Origin of the sequence: Pseudoalteromonas sp. SIMBA_162, assembly GCF_046535955.1 — a bacterium.
Lineage (GTDB): Bacteria > Pseudomonadota > Gammaproteobacteria > Enterobacterales > Alteromonadaceae > Pseudoalteromonas > Pseudoalteromonas marina.
Window position 1 is genome coordinate 1 of record NZ_JAWJBQ010000034.1, and the last position, 25181, is coordinate 25181.

Sequence of the window (25181 nt, forward strand, 5' to 3'; positions counted from 1 at the left end):
CTTCATTCATGGTTGCAGTATCAGCAGTGGCAACGGGGGCATCGTTGATTGGGTTGATAGTAATCGCTAATGTGCTGTTAGCCGTTCCACCGTTATTGTCACTTGCAGTGTAAGTCACCGTTGCAACACCGTTTGCATTAGCTGCAGGCGTATACTGAATTTGGTTATTTACAATCGTTGCAGTGCCTTCATCAGCACTCGCGTTACTGATTACTAAGCTGTCGCCATCCACGTCTGAATCGTTAGCGAGTACGTCAATAGTAATGGGCGCCGCATCTTCATCCATAGTTGCGGTATCAGCGGTTGCAACGGGGGCATCGTTGATTGGGTTGATGGTAATGGACAATGTGCTGCTAGCCGTTCCACCGTTATTATCGCTTGCAGTGTAAGTCACCGTTGCAACGCCGTTTGCATTAGCCGCAGGCGTGTATTGAATTTGGTTATTTAAAATAGTTGCCGTGCCTACATCAGCACTCGCGTTACTTATTACTAAGCTGTCGCTATCCACATCTGAATCGTTAGCGAGTACGTCAATATTAATAGGTGCCGCATCTTCATCCATGGTTGCGGTATCGGCAGTGGCAAAGGGCGCATCGTTGATTGGTAAAATAGTAATGCTCAGTGTTGAAGTCGCATTTGCATCTTGCGCATCTTTTATTGAATAAGTCACCGTTGCTACGCCATTTGCATTAGGGGCGGGTGTGTACTGAATTTGATTATCAACAATTAGCGCAGTGCCACTGTCGGCAGAGACCTCGCTTAATATTAAGCTGTCGCCATCAATATCCGAATCATTGGCTAAAACGTCAATGAGCAATGCAATTGCGTCTTCATTTATGGTAGCAAGGTCAGCGTTTGCAACGGGTGCATCATTTACAGGCGTTACAATAATCGTAACACTTGCGGTACTGTCTTTCTCACCAGGAGAGCCATTTTCATACCCATCAGTAATACTGTAGGTAAGAACAGTTTGCCCAGAAAAGTTGGCCGGCGGGGTATATTCAATTTGCCCATTAACAATGCTTGCTGAGCCAAGTGTGCTATTTACATTAAATAGTGTAATGGTATCGCCGTCAGCGTCTGTGTCATTTGCTAATACATTAAGCTGTGTTGCGCTGCTATCTTCGGCTATGGTGAACTGATCATCGCTTGCCTCAGGGAAGGTGTTATTTCCACTTTCACTTAGTGTTACTTGAGCGGTTGCGGTTAAGCCCTGAACGTTTGAAATTGAATAAGAAAAACTATCGACCCCAGAAAAATCAGCATTGGGTTGATAAGTGAATGAACCATCACTATTTAAATTGAGCGTGCCATTTTGAGGCACTGTAACAGGTGTGGTGTTAACAGTAAGTTCGCCAGTTTCTATATTAAAGTCGTTGGCTAGTAGGCCACTTTCAGCTGAGACTGAAAATAGACTATTTCGGCTAAACTGATATGCATCGTTTTGCGCAACCGGGTTATCAGGCTGGCTATTTACAATGATAGTGACAGTTGCTGTGGCACTGGCGCCCTGAGAGTCAATGGCTGCATATTGAAACTGGTCTACCCCATTAAAGTTAGCATCAGGTATGTAACTAAAGCTGCCATCAATGCTAAGTAAAAGTTGCCCGTGAGTAGGTGCAACTATAAAGGTGTCGTCTACCGTAAATGTGTCACCGTTAGGATCGTTATCATTGCTAAGTACCCCATTTTCTGCAGAGATAACAAGCGTATTATCTTCGTTTACGTTATAACTATCGTTATTAGCAACGGGGGCCGAGTTAGTATTGGTGCTTACAATAAATACAGTTGCTGTAGCTTCACCGCCTTGGTTATCAATAACTTTATATTGAAAGCTATCTTCACCTTGCATATTTGGTTCGCCTTGGTATTCAAAGCTACCGTCAGCAAATAAGGTTAGCTGCCCGCGCAGCGGCTCATTAACAGGCGCTACATCAACCGTAAGTTCATCTAAATCAACATCGCTATCATTACCTAACAAACCGGGAGCTGAAACAGTTAACGTACCATCGTTTGAAATATTATAGGTATTGTTTAGGGCAGTAGGCGCATCATTAATTGGGTTGATAGTTATTGCCACAACCGCGGTGTCGGTTCTGCCTAGCTCGTTAATAATTTGATAGCTAAATGCATCTTCACCATTAAAGTTAAGCGCAGGCTGATAAGTAAAATCACCCGATTCGGTCATAGTTACTGAGCCATGCGAAGGGGTTACTAATACTTGTGTGTTGGCAAGGAGCTGTCCGCTATACGGATTCGTATCGTTTGTTAGTACATTGCCTTGCAGGGCAGTATCTTCATCAATTTCAAATATATCGTTGTTGGCTGTAGGAGCAAAAGCAAGTTCTCCACCTAGGGGAGCTATGTTTATTAAGTTAGAAAACCCACTTTCACCGCTACCATCTATGCCTGTTATAAGAGCTTGATAGCTTTTGTTTGTAATCGTATTTGGTATTGCAAAAAAAGGGTCTGAAATGCTTAAAAATTGTTGGCCATTTTCAAGTTCATCAACATTAGAAGGCGACACACCCGGTTGGGTGGCAATGTATACGTTATAACGGTTTAGCTCATTGTTGGCTTGCCAAGCAAGGTTAATACCTTGATCTTCTCGTTGAGCTGTTACTCCTACAATTTGATGAGGCTGCCAGCTAAACGTAATTGCATCGGCAAGAACTTGGTTTTGCAGTGTATCTGTTATCCATATTTCTAACCGTAATTCTCCGGCACTTGCACCATAAATAGATGGGCTTAGCCCAATAACAGAACGCTCGTATTCATTACCACAATCAGATGAGCAAATAGGTAGGCTTTTATTAACGCTGGGTAATACTAAGTTTATTTCGCTAATGCCGTCGGGATCGCGGGCGTTAAGTAAAAATGAAACATTACCCTGTACTGTTTCTGTTTGAGTAAAGCCAATAGTAGCTTGCGAGTTTGCTATAGCTGAGCCCACAGCACCGCGACTCACGGTATTTTCACCTAAAATCTGTATTTGTGTTGTTTTATTACTGGCTAAAACGCCCGCTAAATTTACATAACTTGCAACGGCTGGTGGGTTAACTGTAGCTGTAGGCGCTTGCGTTGACGCTTGAGGTTGTTGCTCATCTGAGCCTCCGCAAGCACTTAGTGCAAACATCATTGAACCAAGCAAAAAGTGTTTTTTGGCGGTCATTATTTAATACTCCAAAATAAAAGCGGTCTATCCAATGTGTTTACGGCTCTAAAATAAAAGAACCGCTCGCGTTTACATCTGGATTATTAATTTCACTCAACTGAAAGTTACCTATAATGGTGTCTAGGTCATTTAAAAACACCGCGTCTATATCACCTTCTGCTTTATTGTTTCCGTATGAGGCAAACGTAATAGCTAAATCAAGTTCACTTATATTTATTAAACCACTGTACGCGGCATACCATGTACCTCCTGCATCTTTAAAGCTAATTTCGCCATCAGGCACTGTCCCATTGTCAAAATCAACGGCCATAGTCATAGAAAAGTCGGTAACGCCTCCTGCACTTGAAGCCACACTAAAATCAGAAGCGTTGTAGTTAAAAATACCTTGGCGCTGAGCTATTTGGTCAACTAAAGATGCATTATCTACAGCCTGAAATTGCTGCTCTGAGTATGCATCTGCTGTGCTATCATCTTCTATAATGGTGTTGTTTGTTGAGGCTGTTTGAGTTTGCTCTGTTTCTTCACTTTCGCTATTAGGCTCAATAGTTGCAACGGTTTGATCAAATACAGCTGCGGCACGCGTTGTTGTAAAAACATCACCAGTCCCTGTAATTTGGGCAAACGAAAATGCTTCATTATCACCAAGCGACAGCACATTATTGTTTGTAAGTGTTAGGTCGATTGCACCATCCCACACAGCTATAAATACATCACTACCTACTAGCTGCACTTCAAAGTGCGTGCCACGAATACCAATTGACCCCACAGGGGTTTTGACGTCATAAGCACCGCCATTTTTTTTGATAACGCCAGATATAGAACGCAGGCCGCCTTTGAGTAACTCAATAGATGCAGACCCTTGTTGTGTATTTTTATCAAACTGGTAATTGGCTATATTAAGTTCTGAATTTTCTTTTAAAGAAATTAAACCGCCATCTAACATTGAAAACTGCGCTTTACTTTGGTTGCCAGTCGTTATTCGGTCTATACCAAAAACAGTATCACGACGCTGCAATTGACGTTGTTGGGCTGCCTCATTTGTTGCTAATACAGAACCACGGGCCAAAATTGTTTTACCCGCTGGCTCACTTGCTTGCGCATAAAAATTTACACACAGTAAGGCGGTAATGATAGGAAGTATGTGTTTCATAAATACCTTAAATTAAAATGAGTAAGAGGCGCTTAAATTCATGTCTAAACGGTCGTATTCGAACAAAGCAATATTGCTGCTTTTATCCTGATAGTTAGTGGTTAGTTGCAACGCAAAATCACGACTAACTAAGTAGCGAACAGTAGCCGAGAGCATAAGTAGATTATCGGCACGTTCTTGCAAAAATAAAGGATGATCTTCTTTGTAATTAATCCATTGGTAACCAGCAAGTGAAAGTAATTGCCAATTTTTGGCTAATTGAGTGTTGGCTTGGTAGTACACACTGGTGCTTTGGCGACTATTAAATTCTCCCTGAGTTAAGTCTGCGTCTTCATTTTTAACATTGACACTAAAGCGGTTAAACCAATGCTGTGTTGAATAACTTACTCCTGTATTAATCGCATAAAATGTATTATCGAGCTTGTCGTCAAATCGGTTGTTTAACTCCCCCCCACTGAGCGCTGCAAAAAGGGTAATACCGTCTGATAACGCAAAATCAGCCCCCAAGGTTATAGCCGACTCAGCTCTATAAAGTTCTGAATCAAGTATTAAAGGCGTTGTTGAAGCCTGAACGTGCCAATTAATACTTCCAATATCATAATGGTATGCAGCACTAAAATGGGCATTAACTCTGTCATACTGACTCAGTTCGGCGAATTTGTACCACCCAGCGTTAGCGTTTATTACTACAGTGCTTTGTTGATTAATAGGATAAGAGTATTTACCTGAGTAATTAAGCTTAGCGTAACTATCATCTGTGCTTTTGCTTTCAGGAGATAATAAAAATTCCCCAATTTCAGGAATAATAATTGTATCTTCTGTAGTGCCTGCATTTACGTTGCCATCAACACCTAACGCAAACTCAATATTTTGGGAATAAAAATCACCGGCTCGTTTACTCTGTAAAGCGACCCTATCTAACAATGCCTGTGCAGAGGTTTTTATGGTGTTTGGCGCCATAGATGAGTTAACAAGTATTAAGGCTTGATTTTGTGCAGCAGGAAAGTTTTTTACCAACATATAAGCGCGAGCTAAAAATAAACGCGCTTCATACCACTTTGGGTTGCTTTCAATGGTGCGCTCAAAAGCAAAAATAGCCTCAGCAGTATGATTTAACTTTAAAGCAGAAACACCTAACAAAAAATCATAAGTGGGCTCGCCTAAATACTGGTTTTGTTCCTGGCTTAGCTGGTAGGCTTGATGAAATTTTTTTTCAGAGACTAATTTTTGTACATCGATTAAAAACTGGCTGTAGCTGTTAATATTTTGTGCAATAGAACTAAAACTGAGGGCGGTTAAATAACTACATAGGAAAAGCTTTAGAATCGGTTTAATCATACTTAGTTATATATCTTAAAAAGTTTAGATATATTTTACAGTAAAAATAGGTTTTGAACAGAAAATAAGCGGTTTTTAATGAAAATACATAATAAATTCAATGATATTTAATTTTAAGCATAAATATCAATTCATCGAAGATAATGTAGGGCTAACAAATTTGAATATAAGCGGATTTAAAAAGTTTGTGTAAGATTAACGTTGTAGATTTTATTTACAGAGGAAGATTGGTATTGAAAAAATGGGGCGATTGACGGGGCTTGAACCCGCGACAACCGGAATCACAATCCGGGGCTCTACCAACTGAGCTACAACCGCCACTACACACCTTGTTTGGTGTGGCGCGCATAATACATAAAATAATAAACCTTGTGAAGCCTTAAATTAAAAAAAATTAAATTTAAAAATAAAATCTAAAAATTCACTATCGTACAGCGAAAGTTCAGTAATGCTTGTTCAAGCTATGCGCGATTAAAAACTATAAACAATTCGCCATATATATAGTATGAATTCATTAATAAATGAGAACAAATTGTAAATTAATGTATAATGCTATCCGGAAAAACACTAATCAAAAACATTTGGAGTAAACATGGATTCAGTACTTAATTGGCTTAATGATAACTCAGGCTTAATTTTACACTATAGTATTCAAGCAGTTGTTGCGCTTATTATCTTTTTAATAGGTAGTCGAGTTGCTAAGTTTTGTTCTAACTTAACAGAAAAAGGCTTTGCGAAAAAACAAGTAGATAAAGCGGTTGGCTCTTTCGTAGCAAGTATTGTGTATACCCTTGTATTTGCATTAACAGTACTAATGGCGCTTTCGCAAATTGGTATTGAAACAACGTCATTCATTGCTATTTTAGGTGCAGCCGGCTTAGCGGTAGGTTTAGCGTTGCAAGGTTCACTGTCTAATTTTGCGTCGGGTGTACTAATCATTTTACTTCGTCCGTTTAAATCGGGTGATTTTGTAGAAGCCGGTGGCAAATCTGGTACGGTTAAAAAAATCGAAATATTCTCTACAGAACTTCGCACACCAGATAATAAAGTAATTATTGTGCCAAACTCTCAAATTATGTCAGGTGCGATTACAAACGTATCGCGCGAATCAACTCGCCGTATCGATTTAGTAATTGGTGTTGGTTACGATGCTGATTTACGTCAGGCAAAAGAAGTATTAAAATCAGTACTTGATGCAGAAACACGCTTACTTACAGATCCTGCTTATACCGTAGCTGTTTCTGAACTAGGTGATTCAAGCGTTAACTTTGTAGTGCGTCCTTGGGTTAATGCTGCTGACTACTGGCCTACATATTTTTCACTAATGGAAAATATTAAAATTGCATTAGACGACGCAAATATTTCAATTCCATTTCCGCAAATGGATGTTCATTTACACAAGCAAGACTAATTTTTAGTATTAAATAGGTTATTTTTAATGAAATTAAAGCTTTTATCAGTGTTAGTTGCAGCATCTGCTGCGACTAACGCTTTCGCTGAAGATACAGAGCAAAAAACGTGGGAAGTTACCAGTGAGCTTGGTGCTATTGTTACCAGTGGTAACACTGAAACAACAACGCTTAAAGGTGGTATTAAAGTACAACACAACCTAGAAAGCTGGAACAACGAGTACAAGCTTGACGGAATCTACAAAGAAGATGAAGTTGATGATGCTAACGGTAACAAAGTTACTCAACGCACAAACGAAAAGTACTCAATTTCAGCCCAAGGTAACTACAAATTAAATGAAGAGCATTCTCATTTATTCATTTATGGTTCACACGTTTCAGACTACTTTGGTGCATACCGCAGTGAGTCTGTAATTTCAGCAGGTTATGGCTTACGTTTGTTAAATGAAAAAACAATGTGGTTAAGCGCAGAGATTGGTCCGGGTTACAAATACTTTGAATACCCAGATGACAGCACTGAAGTAGATGAAAATGGCAACCCACTTGCTGGTGAGTTTGAAGGTGAAGTGATTGCCCTTGGTAAATTAGACTACAATTGGCAAATTTCTGATAATGCACGTTTTACGCAGCTAGTGGCGGTTGAATACGGTGACACGAACACTAAAACACGTTCAGAAACGGCATTGCTTGCTAAAATTAATGGCTCTCTACAAATGAAAGTGGCTTTTAATGTTACCAACAACTCAGACGTTGCTGATGACAAAGAAAGCACAGACACAGAGACGTCATTCACACTAGTTTACAGTTTTTAACTAAAACCATTAAATTAGTGACATTTAAATGACAAAAGGGGCGAAAGTCCCTTTTTTATTTGCCTCAGATTAATGTATTATAGCCACCAATTTTGGTTGTAGACCTAGGGATATACCTACTCGTGAAAGTTTTTACACAATTATTAAGTGCTTTTGTTCTTTTATTTAGCATTAACGCAATGGCTTTTACGCCAACTGCGTCGCAGTTAGAGCAATTTAAAAAACTACCTAAATCACAGCAAGAAGCCTTAGCTAAGCAGTATGGTGTTGACCTTTCTACAATCACAGGATCAAACCAATCAAGTAATCAAACACAAACCAGTCAGCCAACGATTGGCGAGCGCGAAGAGCCACAACAAGAAGAGCTTAGCGATGACGAGCGCTTTAATCCAAAAAAAGATGAATTAAAACCATTTGGTTATTCACTGTTTGCCGGTGAGCCGACCTCTTTTATGCCAAATGAAAGCGCAGCAGTTCCCGATACTTATTTAGTAGGCCCTGGGGATCAGTTAAACATTAACTTTTATGGTAAAGAAAGTGAAAGTTTTGATGTTACAGTCGATCGTGAAGGCAGAATTAGCATTCCTGATTTAACACCAGTCCAAGTAGCAGGCTTAACGTTTGCAGAAGTAAAAGCGCTTATTAATGCTAAGGTAGAGCAAGAAGTTATTGGCGTAAAAGCGTTTGTATCGCTTGGGCAGTTACGCAGTATGCGTATTTTAGTATTAGGTGAGGCTTACAAACCGGGTAGCTATAGTGTTTCGTCTTTAACAACCGTATCGCATGCATTATTTGTAAGCGGTGGTGTATCTGACATTGCTTCTCTTCGTAATATTCAAGTTAAACGCGCCGGTAAAGTGGTTAGTAACTTCGATTTATACGATTTACTGATCAAAGGTGATAGCAGTAAAGATATAGTATTAAAACCTGGGGACGTTGTATTTGTACCTTCTGTTGGTTCACAAGTAACGGTTGAAGGCCTTGTAAAACGCCCGGCTATTTTTGAACTTAAACAAGGTGAAACGGCTAAACAACTTTTAAACATGGCCGGCGGATTAAAGCCAGAGGCTTATGCTAAAAACGTGGTTGTTGAGCGTTTTAATAATCAGCGTAAAGAAATACTCTCTGTTGATTTTAGCAAAAGTAACATTAACTATATTCCACAAGATGGCGACCGAGTTCGTTTTAATTCGGTAAGTTCACAATACGAAAATTCAATTAGCCTAATTGGTGCTGTTGCACGCCCAGGTAACTATCAGTGGTACCAAGGTAAACGCATTTCAGACGTACTTAAGTCTGTGCGCGGCGATTTACTCCCACAGGCAGATTTAAGCTACGGTTTATTAATTCGTGAAATAAACATTAATGGTGATATAGAAGCCCACCAATTTGACGTAGCGCAAGCGATTATTAAAAACGCTGACAATAACCTAGCGCTTAAAGCAAATGACAAAATCATCATATTTAGCCGCTTTGAAGAAAAAGAAATAGAAAAAACAGCGCTTGAAAACATGGCGCTAAGCCAAGAACAACAAGAGCAACAACTTAAAGCTGAGCAATGGCATAAGTTTAAACAAAAAGAGTTTGAAAAATACATTGGTATAAACCAAAAAGATGAAACTATTAAAAAAAATAAGCAAGGGTTTACAATTGCAGATTTCTCAAAACGTAATGCTAATGGACAAGCGCAAGAGTTAAAAGCAGAAGACTATGCCTTTTTTAGTCGCCATAACTTACTGCTTCCTATTATCGAAAAGTTAAAACAGCAAGCATCAATATCGCAAGCTATGCAACTAGTTGAAATTAACGGTAACGTCACTTACCCAGGGATTTACCCACTTACAGTGAGTGGCGAAGTAGCCGACTTAGTAACCGCAGCAGGTGGCTTATTAGAATCCGCTTATACTAAACAAGCTGAAATAACGCGCATTGTTTTAGGTGATGCCTCTAAGGTAGAACACGTACGATTTGATCTTGAAAGTGCACTAAAAGGTGAATCACAAAACAATATCACCCTTCGTAGTAAAGACAGCATTAACATTTTCTCGATTCCTAACTGGCAAGAAAACGTAAAAGTACAGTTAAAAGGTGAACTGAAATTCCCGGGTACATACACTATTCGCCGAGGCGAAACGCTCACTGATTTACTTAAACGTGCGGGTGGTTTTTCTGATTTTGCAGAACAAAACGCAGCAATATTTACTCGTGTTTCTATAAAGGAGCAAGAGCAACAACAGCTAGCTCGTTTATCAACCGAGCTACGCCGTGATATTGCTTCTAAAAGCTTCCAAAACTCAGTTAGCGGTAACTCTCTTTCATACGATGAGATGGATAAACTACTAAATGATTTAGCAAGTGTTGAAGCGGTAGGGCGTTTAGTTATTGATTTACCCTTAATAGTAAATAACCAACAAAACTTAGTTCTACAAAATGGCGACACGCTGTACGTACCAAGCAAACGTGATTCTATAAGTATTATTGGTGAAGTTAACTACTCTACATCGCACCTTTATAAAGCTGGTGTAAGTGTTGATGATTACATTGACCTAAGCGGCGGCCTTAAAGAGCGAGCTGCAAAAGACCGCATTTACATTATTAAAGCCAATGGCTCTGTTGAAATTCCAAATACAGGAGGCTGGTTCGCGGCTAATAATGCAAACCAGTTAGAGCCAGGCGATACAATAGTAGTCCCTATGGATGCTGGCCATATGGACAAGCTGACGCTTTGGAGTACAGCTACGCAGATCCTTTATCAACTAGGTGTTGCTGTTGCAGCGATTGGTAGTCTTTAATTTAACCCTTAGGTACTATTTAATTGAGTAATTTATAAATCATGAATGATAAAAATACAATCTATGGGCAAGAAGTGTCCATACAGCAATTAGTCGCAGCAGTAATTAAAGCTAAGTGGATTATAGCTATATTTGCCTTTGTAGGAGGTGCTATCTCTATAGCTGTGGCACTAAATCTACCTAATTTTTATCGCTCAGATGTGTTGCTCTCACCTATTCAAGATAGCCAGACATCCGGTTTAGATGGGCAGTTTGGCGGGCTTGCTAGTTTAGCTGGTATAAATTTGGCCCAAGGAAACGAAAGAAGCAAACTGGCATTGGAAATATTAAAATCAAAACAGTTTGCCCAAAAATTTATAGATAAACATAATATTTTACCAGAGTTAATGGCTGTAAAGTCCTGGGACAGAGAAAGCAATAAGTTTATATATAATGAAGATAAGTATAGTAGTGCTTCAGGTGAATGGTTTCGAAAAGGTAATGAATTTCTTGGTCCAAAACCGACAATTTCTGAAATCCATGAAGCCTTCATATCCATGATTAGTTTTGATGAGGTTGGAGATGCTGGTTTAATAAAAATTAGCTTTACTCATTACTCGCCATATATAGCAAAAACTTGGCTTGAGTTAATTGTACTAGATATAAATAGCTGGCTTAAAAATCGCGATATCGCAGAGGCTGAGCGAAGTATTAGGTTTTTAAAGCAGCAAATTCAGCAGGCTAAAGTAGCTGAAATTAAAAATATGCTATTTAATCTTATAGAAGAACAGATGAAAACAGTAATGTTAGCTGAGACTCGAGATGAGTATGTTTTTAAAGTGATAGACCCAGCTATTGTTGCTGATGTCAAGTTTAAGCCTAAGCGTTCGCTGATAGTTGTGTTGGGTGTTTTTGTAGGGATGTTTCTAGCAATAATGGCGATCATTATTAGACGCCTTTTTAGAAATGAAAAATATATTTAATATTATGAAAGTCTAGGAATTTTAATGGAATATCTCTTGATATCAATAACTGCTTTTTTTCTGTGCTCCATAGTTATCATGTTGGTTAAACCTGTGGCTGTTAAGGTCGGTCTGGTAGATCTTCCAACTAAACGAAAGCAGCACTTTGGCGCAGTTCCCTTAGTTGGTGGGGTTGCAATTTATATTGCAGTACTAATTTCATCTATTATTTTTATTGAAAGTAGTAAAACATTCAGCTATTACCTTATTTCGAGTGGCTTTTTACTTGTGATGGGAGTTTTAGATGATCGATTCGATTTATCTGTCAAGGTTAGGTTATTCGTACAAGTTTGCATTGCAGGGTTAATGATATTCGGTGCTGGTTTTTATCTCGAAAGCTTAGGAAACCTTTTTGGTTTTGGAGAAATAAGCTTAGGTTATTTCGGTGTTTTTATAACAATAATTGCGATTATTGGTGCAATTAACGCCTTTAATATGATAGATGGGATAGATGGCTTGGCTGGTATTTTGAGTCTTATCGCATTTTCTTCATTGGCAATGTTATTTGCCGCCGTTAATAGTAGCTGGTATTTGTTACCGGTATTATTTGTGTCTTCTACACTTGCATTCTTAATGTTTAACTTGCGCTGGCCTTTTAACTTAAACAAGATTTTTATGGGAGATGCTGGAAGCATGCTCATAGGGTTTACTATAGTTTGCTTGCTCGTAATTGGTACTGATAAAAACATTCAGGCGATAAAGCCTGTAACAGCGTTGTATTTAATTGCCATACCGCTTATGGACATGGTTGCAATCATGTATAGAAGAGTAAAGAAAGGTGTTTCTCCATTTAAAGCCGATCGAGAGCATTTGCATCATATTTTTGAAAGAGCTGGTTTCTCTAGAAAAAAATCACTTTTTTATATTTCCATAGGGGCATTATTGATCGCCTTCTTAGGCTGCTTGATGCAATATTTTGATGTTGCTGAATCGTTTATGTTTATAATTTTCATGTTTTTATTTTTATTGTACAACTATGCACTTATGCATGTATGGAAATTACTAAGCTGGCTCAGGCGCAATAAATAGTGATTCAACTATTGAGTGATAGTAATTATAAAATCAAGTTCAATAACAACTTTTGGGGTGTCGATAATCCTGTAGCTATAAGGATGCACTTTATTGAACCAAAAAGAGAATATTTGTGAGTTTATATAAAAGCAAGCTGCTGGCAAAAGTGCTTACAGTTTTAGCCGGAGGTGTCTTAGCGCAACTAATAGCATTTACAGCAATTCCTTTTGTTACTCGTATTTACGAACCTTATGCATTTGGTGTTTTTGCTAATATAACTCAAACAGCGGCCTTTTTGGTTCCTTTAATCTCATTGTGCTTACCTCTGATCATTGTGCTTTTACCATTTGAAAAAGAAGTAAAGCCATTTATGCGAATAGCTATCCGCATAAATGTTTTTATAACAATATTATTTTTACTACTGAGCTCTATCCTTTGGGCTTTTGGTCAGTCAGACATATTTATTATTGCTGTTCTATCAGTGCTTTTTGCATTTTCAATTGCCGCACAAGAATTATTTATGTTTCTATATATTCGTGAAGGTTATTTTGCACTTAGAGCGAAGCTTTTGATAGTTCAAGCAATACTCATTGCTATTATGAAACTATGGTTTGGCTTTTCAATATCTAACGACTACTACTCTTTAGTTTTAGCATCTATTACAGGCTATACTTTGATTAACTGTTTCTGTTTCTATAGTTCAAAGCTAAACCAAGCAGATATGAAACTCAACCGTTTTACGCATAGAATTAAGCGTCATAAAGATATTGTTAAATATAGAGTTCCACTGAATATAATAGACAACCTTAGCTTATTACTACCTATTTTATTTCTGACATACTTTTCAAACCCCGCAGCTGCCGGCTTATTTGCATTAGCTAGAACCGTGTTAGTTATGCCGGGAAATATAATAGGTAAGTCACTTGCTGATGTTTTACTACCAAAGTTTGTTGCATTACATAAAGCACGACAACCTTTGAATAGTGCGCTTGTTAAATATACCTCCTATCTCTTCGTAATAGGCTTAATACCAGTGCTTATTTTTTTGAGTTTTTCAGAAAGCATTTTTTCACTTATTTTTAGTGATAAATGGACCGATGCAGCATTATTCGCAAATTGGCTCATAATCTGGGTTTTTGTAAATGTTGTTAATAAGCCGTACTCTTCAGTAATACCTATATTTAAAGTGGAAAAACTTTACTTTATCAATGGTTTGCTTAATTTAACTTTAACAGTGTTGGCGCTTTATATTGCTTATATTAAGGAACTAAATGCAGTAGATTCTATTATGCTTTTTTCAATTGTAACCACAATTCCACAATTTATTGTTATTGCTTTAGGCTACTTAAAAGCGCGCACGTATGATTTTTCAAACTTAGGAAAGCATCAAAATGTATGATTTTGCTGTATTGGTGGTGCTATATAATTGCAAGCCGTTAGACTCAGTAACTATTAAAAGCCTAGTAATGTCTTGGTCAGTAAAAAGTAATACTAAATTTATAATTTGGAATAATGGCCCAGTATCTCAGCCATTAGACGTAAAAGAACTCAATGGTTTAAATATTGAAGTGGTTGAAACACTACATAATGATTCACTAGCAAAGATTTATAATCAGTTTATGGAGAGGGTTCATGCTAGTGTTTATGTGATTCTAGATCATGATTCAGAGGTTAGCCCGCAATATATTGCAGCATTAAACACAATTACGGCTGAGGAGTGTGCATTTCCTGTTATTTTTAATGGTGATAAAGCTACTGGTCCTCTAATTAATGGTGTAACAGTGAGTGAGCCTACCAGTTTAACTGATAACGACTCCCTACTAGCTATTGGCTCAGGCGTGGCCATTGGCAGTAATATGATTAATGTTATAAAAACAGCCTATGGCAATGTCTTTGATGAGCGTTTTTATCTTTATGGTATCGATTCAACGTTTTGCTACCGACTTGAGAGGCTAAACTTAATTTCAAACAGTAAAGTTATCTCAGGGTTTCAACATTCGCTATCCAGACTTGAAAGTGAGAGTAGTGTTCTTACCCAATTCAGAAAGAAAGAGAGAAGTTATAGCTTTGGACTAACACTTCGCTACTACAAAAAATTAAGTTATCTACGAGTTTTATTTATTTTATTATTTAAACGCATTTTAAATAAATCCCCACTTTCAATTACACAAATCATTAAGGCGCTGTTGAGTGGGCGTCATTACAGAGATATTAGATGAAGAAAAACATATTACTTCTAAGTAATGCCTATTACCCTTCGATAGGGGGGATTGAAAATTCACTAAGGCATCTAGCGGAAGAGGCTAAAAATAATAATGACAACGTTAAGATAATTGTTAGTGATATTAGCGTGCCTGAGGATTACCCAAAAAAAGCGATTGAGGAAATCGATGGAGTAATCGTACAAAGGTATCAAATAGCGCCTTTAAAAAACGTGTTTGGTAAGTTTTTAAACTTGATTTTATCGAATTACATGTTGTTTAAGTTATTAGAAAGTGAGTTTGAAAAAAATAGCGACACAGTGGTAATTGCACGTTTTCATTTTGCAGCACTATTAGCAACGAAAGTGGGCTTTAAGAACGTACGTTATGTTGTACCTTCTATTGTTCGTAATCAGTTAAAAGCTGAATCTGCAAACACAGTGGTTAGTAAGTTAGTGCTTAAGGCTAAAGTATTTTTACACGATATTATTCAACGTAAGGCTTTGCGTGTTTGTAAAAATTTTGTATTTAGCCAAAGCATGCTATCTCAATGCAAAGCGCTGGCAAATAATACAGATAGTGATTACCAAATAACTAAACCAGGTGTAGACGAACGTCGATTTTTTCCACTTTGTATTGCTGATAAACAGCCACAAATTGATCTATTAGATTTAGACTCTAGTAAACCCATAATTTTATTTATTGGTCGGTTTGTTAAAGCAAAAGGTGCCGATTTATTGATTCAGGCATTAGCTAAAGTACCAGATTGCCAACTATTAATGGTTGGTGAGGGAGAAGAAAATCACAAGTACTTAGAGCTAGTAGCTAATTTAGGGCTTGGAGATAGAGTTAAAATATTTCCACCAACCAAAGAAGTCGAAAAATTTTATAAACTTGCAGATATTTTTGCGATGACGTCAAATTATGAACCGTTAGGGCAAACCATACTCGAAGCACTGTCAAGTGGACTCCCTCTGATTGCTTTTAAAAAGAGCTCTGAAGTTGATACTGCTACCCAAGAACTCGATATTGACGAGTTTGTGAGCTATGCCGAGAATTACACTGTTCATGAGCTTATTATTGCTATGGAAGCTGCAGTAAATAAATTACAGACTATTAATCCACAAATAATACATCAAGTAGCGATCGAAAAATTTAGCTGGTTAAATTTATATAAAACGTTAACTAATAGTAATTCAAATTAGGTTGAACCATGGTTGATATAAAGCAGTTGCATAAACCTATTCATAAAAAGCCTAAAAAGGAAACAAAAACACTTTTGAGCATATTGTTTGTTGTGCTGCCTTTTGTAGATGCTTTGAATGGTTTTTTAGTTGTTAACGGCTTTATTCCTGAGGGAGGAGTTTTCTCACCCTCGCAGTTAGCAAGAATGTTACTTTCTTTGTATCTTGTTGTATTTTTATACAACAGAAATGTCAGCAAGGTGCTTTACTTCTTTATTTTATATATTTTTCTAGTTGAAGTAGTTGCTTCTTTTTTCCACCTAAATTTGATGGCTTTCATTTTTGGTGCTGTATACAGCTATAAAATCACCTATTTAATATTATTATATCTAACATTAAATTTTATGGTGAATGATGAGCAAGATATCGCAATGCTTTGTAAGTATATATATTACAACCTTCTCATTATCGCTGTTTTTTTATTTTTTTCTAGTGTTACTGGGCTTGGAAATAGTACATATGGCCATGGTTTTGGTACTAAAAGTTTTTTTTCATCAGGAAATGGGTTAGGCCTTTACCTTGGGGTTTTTACTTTTTTCCTAATTGCGATGAAGCATATAAATATAATTAAAATACAGGTATACAAGTTAGCTTTTATTTCATGTTCAATTGCATTAATTGGAAGTAAGGCCGCATTACTTCTTTGTGTTCTGAATTTGTTTCTCATAGTTTATTTATCAAGGTATAGATATATTTTTTTGGGTTGCGTATTAGCTTTTATTTACTATATGCAAAACGAGTTTTCGGAAGCGTTTTCTCTACTTTTTGATGTAATAATTACTAGGTTTGAAAATGCTGAAAATATCTGGATGTATTTGGGAAGCGGTCGGATTGAATATATAGTACATGCCTATGATGTATTTATGGCACAAATCCCATCCCCAGGGCGAGTGTTGTTTGGTATGGGAGCATTTACGTCATTTCAAAATCCTTCGCTTGTTATGGCTTTTGATACGTTAGAGACGGATCTTTTTGATTTATTTTTCATGTATGGCTTTTTATTTACATTTTTATATTTTTTATTCTTTGTTGTTGGAGTTATCGGGCTAAGAAAGCATAAGCTTTTATTGTGTTGTTTTACTTTGTTGTATTTACATTCAATATTAGCAGGACATGTACTATTTAACGGTATGAGTTCAATTCCTCTCGTTGTGCTTTTTTTAATGTCTAAGAAAATAACAGCAAAAGAAACTGATGGGGCTGTGGTTACAATGGAGAAAAGTATTGATTAAACAGTTAGTGGTAAAGTTAGTTCGAACTTTTAAAAATAAAGAATTTACTTTAGATGAAAAAATAAGTTCACTTGATTTACTTTACCTGTGCATGAGAAAGTTTACTGAATTAGCAAGAGGAATTATTTTCTTACGTAGGCTTGCCTTTTTGGGGAAGGGGGTAAAATTAAGTTCTAAGAAGCAGATCGTTTCAGGTCGCTCTCTTGTTATCGGTGATTATACATACTTAGATGGATTAGGAGATACTGGAATTAGGTTTGGTAATGCTTGCTCTGTAGGTCGTTTTTCTAATCTTTCGGTAAGTGGTTCTTTTTCAGATATAGGGAAGGGAATCGAAATCGGAGATAATGTTGGCATCGGTGATTATGCTCATATTGGTGGTGCAGGTGGAGTGCACATAGGTAAAGATACAATTATTGGTAGCTTTTTCAGCGTTCACCCAGAAAATCACAATATATCAGATTTAGATACTTTAATTAGGTTGCAAGGCGTTAATCGCAAAGGGATCAGTGTTGGTGAAAACTGCTGGATTGGTGCAAAAGTAACATTGCTTGATGGTAGTGTAGTAGGTAAAGGTTGTGTTATTGCTGCTGGAAGCGTTGTGCGTGGAAGTTTCCCTGATAATGTAATTATTGGTGGTGTACCAGCTAAAATTTTAAAAGAGAGAGTTACTGTCAATGCCGAATAAGGAACTCTATTTCGTTCACCTTTTCAATGATTATAGTGGCAGCCCCAGAGTGCTAAGAGACGCAATTGATTGTGAACTTAAACATAGCAATAAAAAGTATTTATTCACGAGTGGTCATGAGGGATTTTTGACAGGGGCTTCTTGTAACTTAAAAACAGTACCTTACAAACGTTCTTCAAATAAGTTTAATGTACTTTATCATTTTATAATTGCGCAACTTTATACCTTTTTTGTACTTTCGTTTTACTTGATAAAGGCAAAACTAAAAAACAAAGAGGCTCATGTTGTTGTGAATACAATCTTGCCATTTGGAGCTGGATTGGCTGGTAAATTCTTTGCTACGAAAGTTGTTTGGTATGTACATGAGTTGGCGGTTGACCCGAAACCATTAGATATGCTCTTAAAAGCTGTTTTACGCTTTGCTGCCGATGAAGTGTTGTTTGTTTCACATTATGTTAAAGCAAAATATCAAAATCTATCTTGTAAAAAAACAGTAATATTAAATGGTTTAAGAGGCGACTTCCCTTCAAAGGTAGATATTGATCCTGAGCAAAAGTTTAACTACAAAACAATATTATTTGTAGGCTCTTTGAAAAACTATAAAGGCATACATAGCTTTGTTAAGTTAGCTGAATCTTTACCACACTTAAAATTTGTTGCAGCACTTAATTGCAATACTGATGAGTTGACTTTACTGAACAACATACCAAGTAATTTAGATCTGCATGTCAGGCCTAATAGCTTAGAAACGTTATATAAAAATGCAATGTTGCTTGTTAACCTTTCTATCCCTACTGAATGGGTAGAAACCTTTGGCTTAACAATCATCGAAGGGTTTACATTTGGTTGTCCTGCAATAATTCCGCCGGTAGGTGGTCCAACAGAATTTACAGATTCAAGTAATGCCATTAAAGTTGATAGCCGTGACTTTCAGCAATTATTAATGCATGTAAAGTATGTAACTAGTGACTATAGTATTTGGTTAAATATGTTTAATAGTGCAAATAGTGTTGCTGAGGGCTTTACGACTAAACAATTTCAACGTAGAGTCTCGCCCTATTTTTCCATAGAAAAACTGGGAACGTTAGAATGATCTCTGTTATAGGAACGGTTGGGGTGCCCGCATGTTATGGCGGCTTTGAATCGTTAGTTGAAAATTTGTTACCTTCGAGAAAGATAGATCTGATTTATTGTACTCGTAAAGCATATGAAAACGAGTTAAGTGAATATAAAGGAAGTCGTTTAAAATACTGGTCGTTAGACGCAAACGGTGTGCAAAGCATTCCATACGATGTAATCTCGATAGCTCACTCTCTGCTCTTTACCAAAAATGATTTATTAGTGCTTGGTGTATCTGGGGCAATTGCTATACCATTTTTCAAGTTGTTCTCAAAGAGAAAAGTCGTCACAAATATTGATGGACTTGAGTGGAAGCGCGCTAAATGGGGAAAAACAGCTAAATGGTTTTTAAAATTTTCAGAAAAAGTAGCTGTAAAATTTTCAGATAAAGTAATAGCTGATAACGCAGCGATTGCCGAACATGTACTTACTGCATATAACAAGCAAGCTGAAGTTATTGCATATGGTGGCGATCATGCTGTTAAAGGTCATTTACCTGCAGAGAAAGAAGCTTTTTCCTTAGCACTATGCAGAATAGAGCCCGAAAACAATGTAAAAATGATTTTAGAAGCATACGCGCAAGTACCAAACCAATCTTTAAAGTTTATAGGTAACTGGAATAATAGTGAGTTTGGGAAAGAGCTTAAAAATCGTTTTGGTGTATTTAATAATATTGAATTGATAGATCCAATATATGATTTAGAGCAACTATTCAAGCTCCGTAGTAAAGCAGCTCGGTATATTCATGGTCATTCAGCAGGCGGAACAAACCCATCATTAGTTGAAATGATGTTTTTTGATCTACCTATTTATTGCTTTGATTGTAATTACAACCGTGCTTCAACAGAAGATAAAGCAATGTATTTTTCTAGTAGTGAACACTTGGTTGAGCTACTTAATACAAAGAATGAAGATTTGACCATTGCTAAACAAATGTTAGAAGTATCTAAAAGACGCTATACATGGTCAATAGTAAAACAACAATACGAGAATTTATTTAATGACTAAAGGAATAATCCTCGCAGGAGGCAGTGGTACGCGCTTATACCCACTCACAAAAGTAGTAAGCAAACAGTTAATGCCGGTTTACGACAAACCGATGGTATATTACCCGATAGCAACACTTATGAACGCAGGTATCAAAGATATCTTAGTTATAACAACTCCTGTAGAGCAAAGTAAATTTCAAGAATTACTCGGTGACGGTAAAGAGTGGGGTATTAATATACAATACGTTGCTCAGCCATCTCCTGACGGTTTAGCGCAAGCATTTTTATTAGGTGAAGAATTTATAGGTGACGATAACGTTGCCTTAGTACTGGGCGATAACTTATTTTATGGCCATGACTTGGTTAAGTCTCTTAAAAATGCAGCTGCACGAGAGCAAGGTGGTACCGTGTTTGGTTACCATGTAGCCAATCCAACAGCCTACGGTGTTGTTGAATTTGATGAGAGTGGTAGAGCCATTTCAATAGAAGAAAAACCATCTCAGCCAAAATCAAGTTATGCTGTACCAGGTTTATACTTTTTTGATAATAAAGTGGTTGAATACGCAAAAGGTGTAAAACCATCGCCGCGTGGTGAGTTAGAAATTACCGACGTGATTGAGCGATACCTAAATGCTGGAACATTAAATGTTGAAATAATGGGCCGAGGCACCGCTTGGTTAGATACTGGTACACACGATAGCCTACTGCAAGCAGCACAATTTATCGAAACCATCGAAAAACGTCAGGGTCTCAAGGTGAATTGCCCTGAAGAAGTGGCGTACCGTATGGGTTATATTAATGACCAACAATTACGTGATTTAGCTGAGCCGCTGCGCAAAAGTGGTTATGGTGAATACCTACTAAGCTTACTTTCTCATAAGGTGTTTTCATGAAAATAATAAACACAGCCATTGCAGATGTGAAAATTATTGAGCCAACGGTTTTTGGTGATGAGCGCGGCTTTTTTATGGAAACTTTTCGCGATGATTGGTTTCGTGAAAATGTAGCAAATGTAACTTTTTTACAAGATAACCACAGCAAATCAGGACAGGGAATACTGCGTGGGCTCCATTACCAAACTCAGCAAACTCAAGGAAAGCTGGTGCGTGTAACCGCAGGCGAAGTTTACGATGTTGCAGTTGATATGCGTAAAAGCAGCCCTACATTCGGTCAGCATGTAGGTGTATTGCTTAGTGGTGAGAATAAACGTCAATTGTGGGTTCCTGCAGGATTTGCCCATGGTTTTTATGTAACCAGTGATAGTGCCGAGTTTGTTTATAAATGTACGGACTATTATGCGCCGCAGTTTGAACAAAGCGTACTGTGGAATGACCCAGTATTAAATATTCAATGGCCGCTTGTTGATGGTAAAGCACCGTTATTATCAGTAAAAGATGAGGCCGGTTTATTACATGTTGACGCCCCCGCTTTTTAAGAGAGTTAAATTATGACTAAAACAATATTTGTAACAGGTGGCGCAGGCTTCATTGGTTCGGCCTTGGTGCGTTTTTTAATTAATGAAACACAGCATAACGTAGTTAACTTTGATAAGTTAACATATGCAGGTAACCTAGAGTCACTGCGTTCAGTGGAAGAGTCAGAGCGCTATCATTTTGTGCAAGGTGATATTTGCGACCGTAATGCAGTATCTGCAGTATTCGAAAAATATCAACCGGACTTTATCATGCATTTAGCTGCAGAGAGTCACGTTGATCGCTCAATTGATGGCCCAGGTGAGTTTATTCAAACAAACGTGGTAGGTACATACGAGCTGTTAGAAGCCGCACGTAGTTACTATACAACCCTCGTCGATAGCAAAAAAGCCGATTTTCGCTTCCATCATATTTCAACAGATGAAGTCTATGGTGATTTAGGTGAAACTGGTTTATTCACAGAAGACACCTCTTACGAGCCAAGCTCGCCTTATTCAGCGTCAAAAGCTGCGTCAGACCATTTAGTACGAGCGTGGCATCGTACTTATCAATTACCTGTCGTGTTAACTAACTGCTCAAACAACTATGGCCCTTACCATTTCCCAGAAAAGCTGATTCCATTAATTATTTTAAATGCGTTGGAAGGTAAGCAGCTACCAGTATATGGCGACGGTAAACAGGTTCGTGACTGGCTGTTTGTAGAAGATCATGCACGTGCACTGTATAAAGTTGTCAGTGAAGGCAAGCTTGGTAATACGTACAATATTGGTGGTTTTAATGAAAAACAAAATATTGAAGTTGTTACCACCATTTGTAATCATTTAAATGACTTAATTAAAGATAAACCAGCTAACCTTACTGACTTTAAAGAGCTTATTACCTTTGTAACTGACCGCCCAGGACATGATGTACGTTATGCTATTGATGCAACTAAAATTAATAAAGAGCTTGGTTGGCATCCTGAAGAGACGTTTGAGTCGGGTATTTTAAAAACCATTCAATGGTATTTAGATAACCAAGCATGGTGTAAAAACGTGCAAGATGGCAGTTACCAACGTGAACGTTTAGGTAGTAACTAACATGAATGTGCTCATCATTGGTAAAAATGGCCAGGTGGCATGGGAGTTACAGAAAGCCTGTCCAAGTCACATTACAGCACATGCTTATGGCCGTAATGAAATTAACATTACCGACCCTCAAAGTATTGAGCAAGCTATTACGCAATTAGCTCCAGCAGTGATTATTAATGCTTCAGCATACACAGCCGTTGATAAGGCTGAGTCTGAGCAAGGTGAAGCACATTTAATAAATGCTACAGCGGTTGAGTACTTAGCTAAAGCGGCTACTAAGCACAACATACGATTATTACATATATCGACAGACTTTGTGTTTGATGGTGCAAAAAATACCCCCTATAAAGTTGATGACCAAACTAACCCAATCAATGTATATGGCGAATCAAAATTAGCCGGTGAGTTGGCAATAAAAACACATTGCCCCGATAACTCTGCGATAGTACGAACATCATGGGTGTACTCAAGTCATGGTAATAATTTTGTGAAAACTATGCTGCGTTTAATGGCTGAAAAAGATGAGCTTAATGTTGTGAGCGATCAAATAGGATGTCCTACTAACGCAAATGGTTTAGCTACCTTCCTATGGCAGTTAGCAGAGCAGAAGGCACTAGAGCCTATTTATCATTACAGTGACTTAGGTGTAGCAAGTTGGTATGACTTTGCAGTGGCAATTCAAGATTGCGCCATAGAGAAAGGCATACTCAATAAAAGAATACCAATTAAACCAATTCCTACAAAGGATTACCCAACCCCTGCTACAAGGCCCGTTTTGAGTTTAATGGAGCAAAGTTGTTTAGAGCAAAGGTTACATTGGAGAGCGGGTTTAAAGAGAATGTTAGAGAGTATTAACTAAACTTTATTGTTTAAAAATTAAAATATACAACCCCGAAAATATTTAATGGGGTTGTATAAAATTACCTAGTTACTTCCCAATTTCAACGGCCACCTCACTTCCCAAAGCCTCTTTGTATTTATTTGCCAATGCAGCTTTTGCATCATCATCGCCATGCACAATTTTTATATGGTTTGGCTTTTTACGCATACCCGTTACAAATTTTATTAACCCGTTTTGATCGGCATGCGCACTGTAGCCGCTAATGGTGTGTACTTTGGCATTAATGGTAACGCGGGTATTGTTTATAAATACATAACCATTACGTGGGCCGTATTGTTGAATGTCGCGGCCTAACGTACCTCTCCCTTGGTAGCCCACAAATAAAACATCGGTGGTTGCATCAGTTAAAAATCGCTCTAGATAATTAACTATTCGTCCACCGGTGCACATACCGCTGGCGGCTAAAATAATGGCAGGCGTTTGGCGCGTACTTAAGTAATTAATAATGGCTATATGCTCTTTGTGCGTATCAACCGTGGTTAGGTTTTTAAAATCAAGTGGGTGCCGGCCTTTGGCTACTTTTTGTTTTGCTTCGTTATCCCATAAGTGTTTAAACTTTCTATATTGAGCAGTAAAGTTTGCTGCCATGGGGGAGTCGAGTATTACATGTATATCTCGCCATTTAGAATGCTTACCAGAGCTATGTATAAGTTGTTCTAGTTCATAAAGGAGCTCTTGGGTTCGGCCAATACTAAATGCAGGCACTAGCACTACACCATTATCTGCAACCGCGCGCTCTATTACTTTTTTAAGTGTTTGGGTACGCTGTTTACGCCCTTGATGGTTTTTATCACCATAGGTGGATTCAATCACTAAAGTGTCGGCTTTATAAGGCGCTATAGGCGAGGGGAGTAAGGGCGTGTAGGGTGCGCCTAAGTCACCCGAAAATACAACGCGGTGAGTGCTATTTGGTTTAGTACTTTGCTTATGAGTTTTAATGTCAATTTCAACATAGGCTGAACCTAAAATGTGCCCAGCTCGCTGAAATCGTGCTTTAGCCTTTTGCTGTCCATTGCATGGCAAATCAAACCACGTTTTAAAGTCTACAGGTACAGTGCGGCGCTTTAGTAGTTTTAGGCAGGCATTTATAATTTTAGGGTCGCGTGTTACGCCCACTTTTAGCGCATCTTCTATTACTAGCGGCAACAAACTTGCTGAAGCTTGTGAGGTAAATATTGGCCCTTTAAACCCCGCGGCCAACAAGTAAGGAATTCGGCCAACATGATCAATATGGCAATGCGTAACAATAAGCGCGGTAACGTGGCTAATATCAAATTCTATTGATAAGTCTTCTTTTGAGTCCTCCCCTTGAAATAATCCGCAATCAATAAGCACACTTGTTTGATCACCAATTAAAAGCTCATGGCATGAGCCTGTAACACCGTTTACAGCCCCGTGGTGAAGTATATCCATATACATTTACTCGTAAAAACTTGTTAATTACCAAAGGTAGATAACATTTTTGTAATTTGCAAAATATAAAATCAACACATTGTTCGAATAAAAAGTGAGCGGTGACGATGTGAGAGTTATAAAATTCACTTTGGTTAAGTAATTGTTACGTAAACAATAACAATGTACATGGCTTATGTAAGTAACCAATAACTTATCAAGCT

At 37.8% G+C, this 25181-nt stretch carries 20 protein-coding genes and 1 tRNA gene; 16 read left to right on the plus strand and 5 right to left on the minus strand.

Annotated elements, in window-relative coordinates:
- The 4 genes from R0J88_RS17680 to R0J88_RS17695 all read right to left on the minus strand — a co-directional run.
- Positions 1 to 3172, minus strand: a 3172-nt coding sequence (locus R0J88_RS17680; RefSeq protein ID WP_410900574.1) for an Ig-like domain-containing protein, incomplete at its 3' end; no start/stop codon positions are given.
- A 40-nt stretch (positions 3173 to 3212) separates the two neighbouring features.
- The gene (locus R0J88_RS17685) at positions 3213 to 4325 is read right to left on the minus strand and encodes a FecR domain-containing protein (RefSeq protein WP_058428273.1); all 1113 of its coding nucleotides are present in this window, start codon (positions 4323 to 4325) and stop codon (positions 3213 to 3215) included.
- Positions 4326 to 4337: 12 nt separating this feature from the next.
- On the minus strand, positions 4338 to 5663 hold the full coding sequence (locus R0J88_RS17690; protein WP_410900575.1) for a hypothetical protein: 1326 nt from the start codon (positions 5661 to 5663) through the stop codon (positions 4338 to 4340).
- 242 nt (positions 5664 to 5905) lie between these two features.
- Positions 5906 to 5981 (minus strand) — tRNA-His (locus tag R0J88_RS17695).
- Positions 5982 to 6255: 274 nt separating this feature from the next.
- Here R0J88_RS17695 and R0J88_RS17700 point away from each other — a divergent pair.
- From R0J88_RS17700 to rfbD, 16 genes are all read left to right on the plus strand, one after another.
- Entirely contained in the window at positions 6256 to 7074 is an 819-nt protein-coding gene (locus R0J88_RS17700; protein ID WP_058428275.1) for a mechanosensitive ion channel family protein, read from the plus strand.
- Between the two features lie 27 nt (positions 7075 to 7101).
- Complete coding sequence (locus R0J88_RS17705; RefSeq protein WP_203985979.1) at positions 7102 to 7884, plus strand: YdiY family protein; 783 nt, start codon at positions 7102 to 7104, stop codon at positions 7882 to 7884.
- A gap of 122 nt (positions 7885 to 8006) precedes the next feature.
- The gene (locus R0J88_RS17710) at positions 8007 to 10676 is read left to right on the plus strand and encodes an SLBB domain-containing protein (protein WP_410900576.1); all 2670 of its coding nucleotides are present in this window, start codon (positions 8007 to 8009) and stop codon (positions 10674 to 10676) included.
- A 41-nt stretch (positions 10677 to 10717) separates the two neighbouring features.
- Positions 10718 to 11638 carry a Wzz/FepE/Etk N-terminal domain-containing protein gene (locus tag R0J88_RS17715; protein ID WP_410900577.1) on the plus strand — a complete coding sequence of 307 codons (921 nt, stop codon included), beginning with the start codon at positions 10718 to 10720 and terminating at the stop codon, positions 11636 to 11638.
- A 24-nt stretch (positions 11639 to 11662) separates the two neighbouring features.
- On the plus strand, positions 11663 to 12706 hold the full coding sequence (gene wecA, locus R0J88_RS17720) for a UDP-N-acetylglucosamine--undecaprenyl-phosphate N-acetylglucosaminephosphotransferase (protein ID WP_410900578.1): 1044 nt from the start codon (positions 11663 to 11665) through the stop codon (positions 12704 to 12706).
- Between the two features lie 115 nt (positions 12707 to 12821).
- Entirely contained in the window at positions 12822 to 14087 is a 1266-nt protein-coding gene (locus tag R0J88_RS17725; protein ID WP_410900579.1) for an oligosaccharide flippase family protein, read from the plus strand.
- Complete coding sequence (locus tag R0J88_RS17730; RefSeq protein ID WP_410900580.1) at positions 14080 to 14907, plus strand: glycosyltransferase family 2 protein; 828 nt, start codon at positions 14080 to 14082, stop codon at positions 14905 to 14907. The genes R0J88_RS17725 and R0J88_RS17730 overlap by 8 nt, the downstream gene beginning before the upstream one ends.
- Positions 14904 to 16094: a glycosyltransferase family 4 protein gene (locus tag R0J88_RS17735; protein WP_410900581.1), complete on the plus strand. Its 1191-nt coding sequence runs from the start codon at positions 14904 to 14906 to the stop codon at positions 16092 to 16094. The genes R0J88_RS17730 and R0J88_RS17735 overlap by 4 nt, the downstream gene beginning before the upstream one ends.
- An 8-nt stretch (positions 16095 to 16102) precedes the next feature.
- Positions 16103 to 17365 carry a hypothetical protein gene (locus tag R0J88_RS17740; protein WP_410900582.1) on the plus strand — a complete coding sequence of 421 codons (1263 nt, stop codon included), beginning with the start codon at positions 16103 to 16105 and terminating at the stop codon, positions 17363 to 17365.
- A complete protein-coding gene (locus tag R0J88_RS17745; RefSeq protein WP_410900583.1) occupies positions 17358 to 18053 on the plus strand; it encodes an acyltransferase in 696 nt (231 codons plus the stop codon). The genes R0J88_RS17740 and R0J88_RS17745 overlap by 8 nt, the downstream gene beginning before the upstream one ends.
- Entirely contained in the window at positions 18043 to 19146 is a 1104-nt protein-coding gene (locus R0J88_RS17750) for a glycosyltransferase family 4 protein (RefSeq protein WP_410900584.1), read from the plus strand. The genes R0J88_RS17745 and R0J88_RS17750 overlap by 11 nt, the downstream gene beginning before the upstream one ends.
- Positions 19143 to 20180, plus strand: a complete 1038-nt coding sequence (locus R0J88_RS17755; RefSeq protein ID WP_410900585.1) for a DUF1972 domain-containing protein — start codon at positions 19143 to 19145, stop codon at positions 20178 to 20180. The genes R0J88_RS17750 and R0J88_RS17755 overlap by 4 nt, the downstream gene beginning before the upstream one ends.
- On the plus strand, positions 20173 to 21054 hold the full coding sequence (gene rfbA, locus R0J88_RS17760) for a glucose-1-phosphate thymidylyltransferase RfbA (protein WP_410900586.1): 882 nt from the start codon (positions 20173 to 20175) through the stop codon (positions 21052 to 21054). Before R0J88_RS17755 ends, rfbA begins: the two co-directional genes overlap by 8 nt.
- Positions 21051 to 21596 carry a dTDP-4-dehydrorhamnose 3,5-epimerase gene (gene rfbC / locus R0J88_RS17765; RefSeq protein ID WP_410900587.1) on the plus strand — a complete coding sequence of 182 codons (546 nt, stop codon included), beginning with the start codon at positions 21051 to 21053 and terminating at the stop codon, positions 21594 to 21596. The genes rfbA and rfbC overlap by 4 nt, the downstream gene beginning before the upstream one ends.
- Before the next feature lie 12 nt (positions 21597 to 21608).
- Positions 21609 to 22673: a dTDP-glucose 4,6-dehydratase gene (rfbB, locus tag R0J88_RS17770; protein WP_410900588.1), complete on the plus strand. Its 1065-nt coding sequence runs from the start codon at positions 21609 to 21611 to the stop codon at positions 22671 to 22673.
- A gap of 1 nt (position 22674) precedes the next feature.
- The gene (gene rfbD, locus R0J88_RS17775) at positions 22675 to 23523 is read left to right on the plus strand and encodes a dTDP-4-dehydrorhamnose reductase (RefSeq protein ID WP_410900589.1); all 849 of its coding nucleotides are present in this window, start codon (positions 22675 to 22677) and stop codon (positions 23521 to 23523) included.
- Between the two features lie 69 nt (positions 23524 to 23592).
- Here the strand turns inward: rfbD and R0J88_RS17780 are convergent, their stop codons facing one another.
- Positions 23593 to 24978 (minus strand): MBL fold metallo-hydrolase RNA specificity domain-containing protein, encoded by a 1386-nt coding sequence (locus R0J88_RS17780; protein WP_410900590.1) that lies wholly within the window; start codon positions 24976 to 24978, stop codon positions 23593 to 23595.
- Between the last annotated feature and the right edge of the window lie 203 nt (positions 24979 to 25181).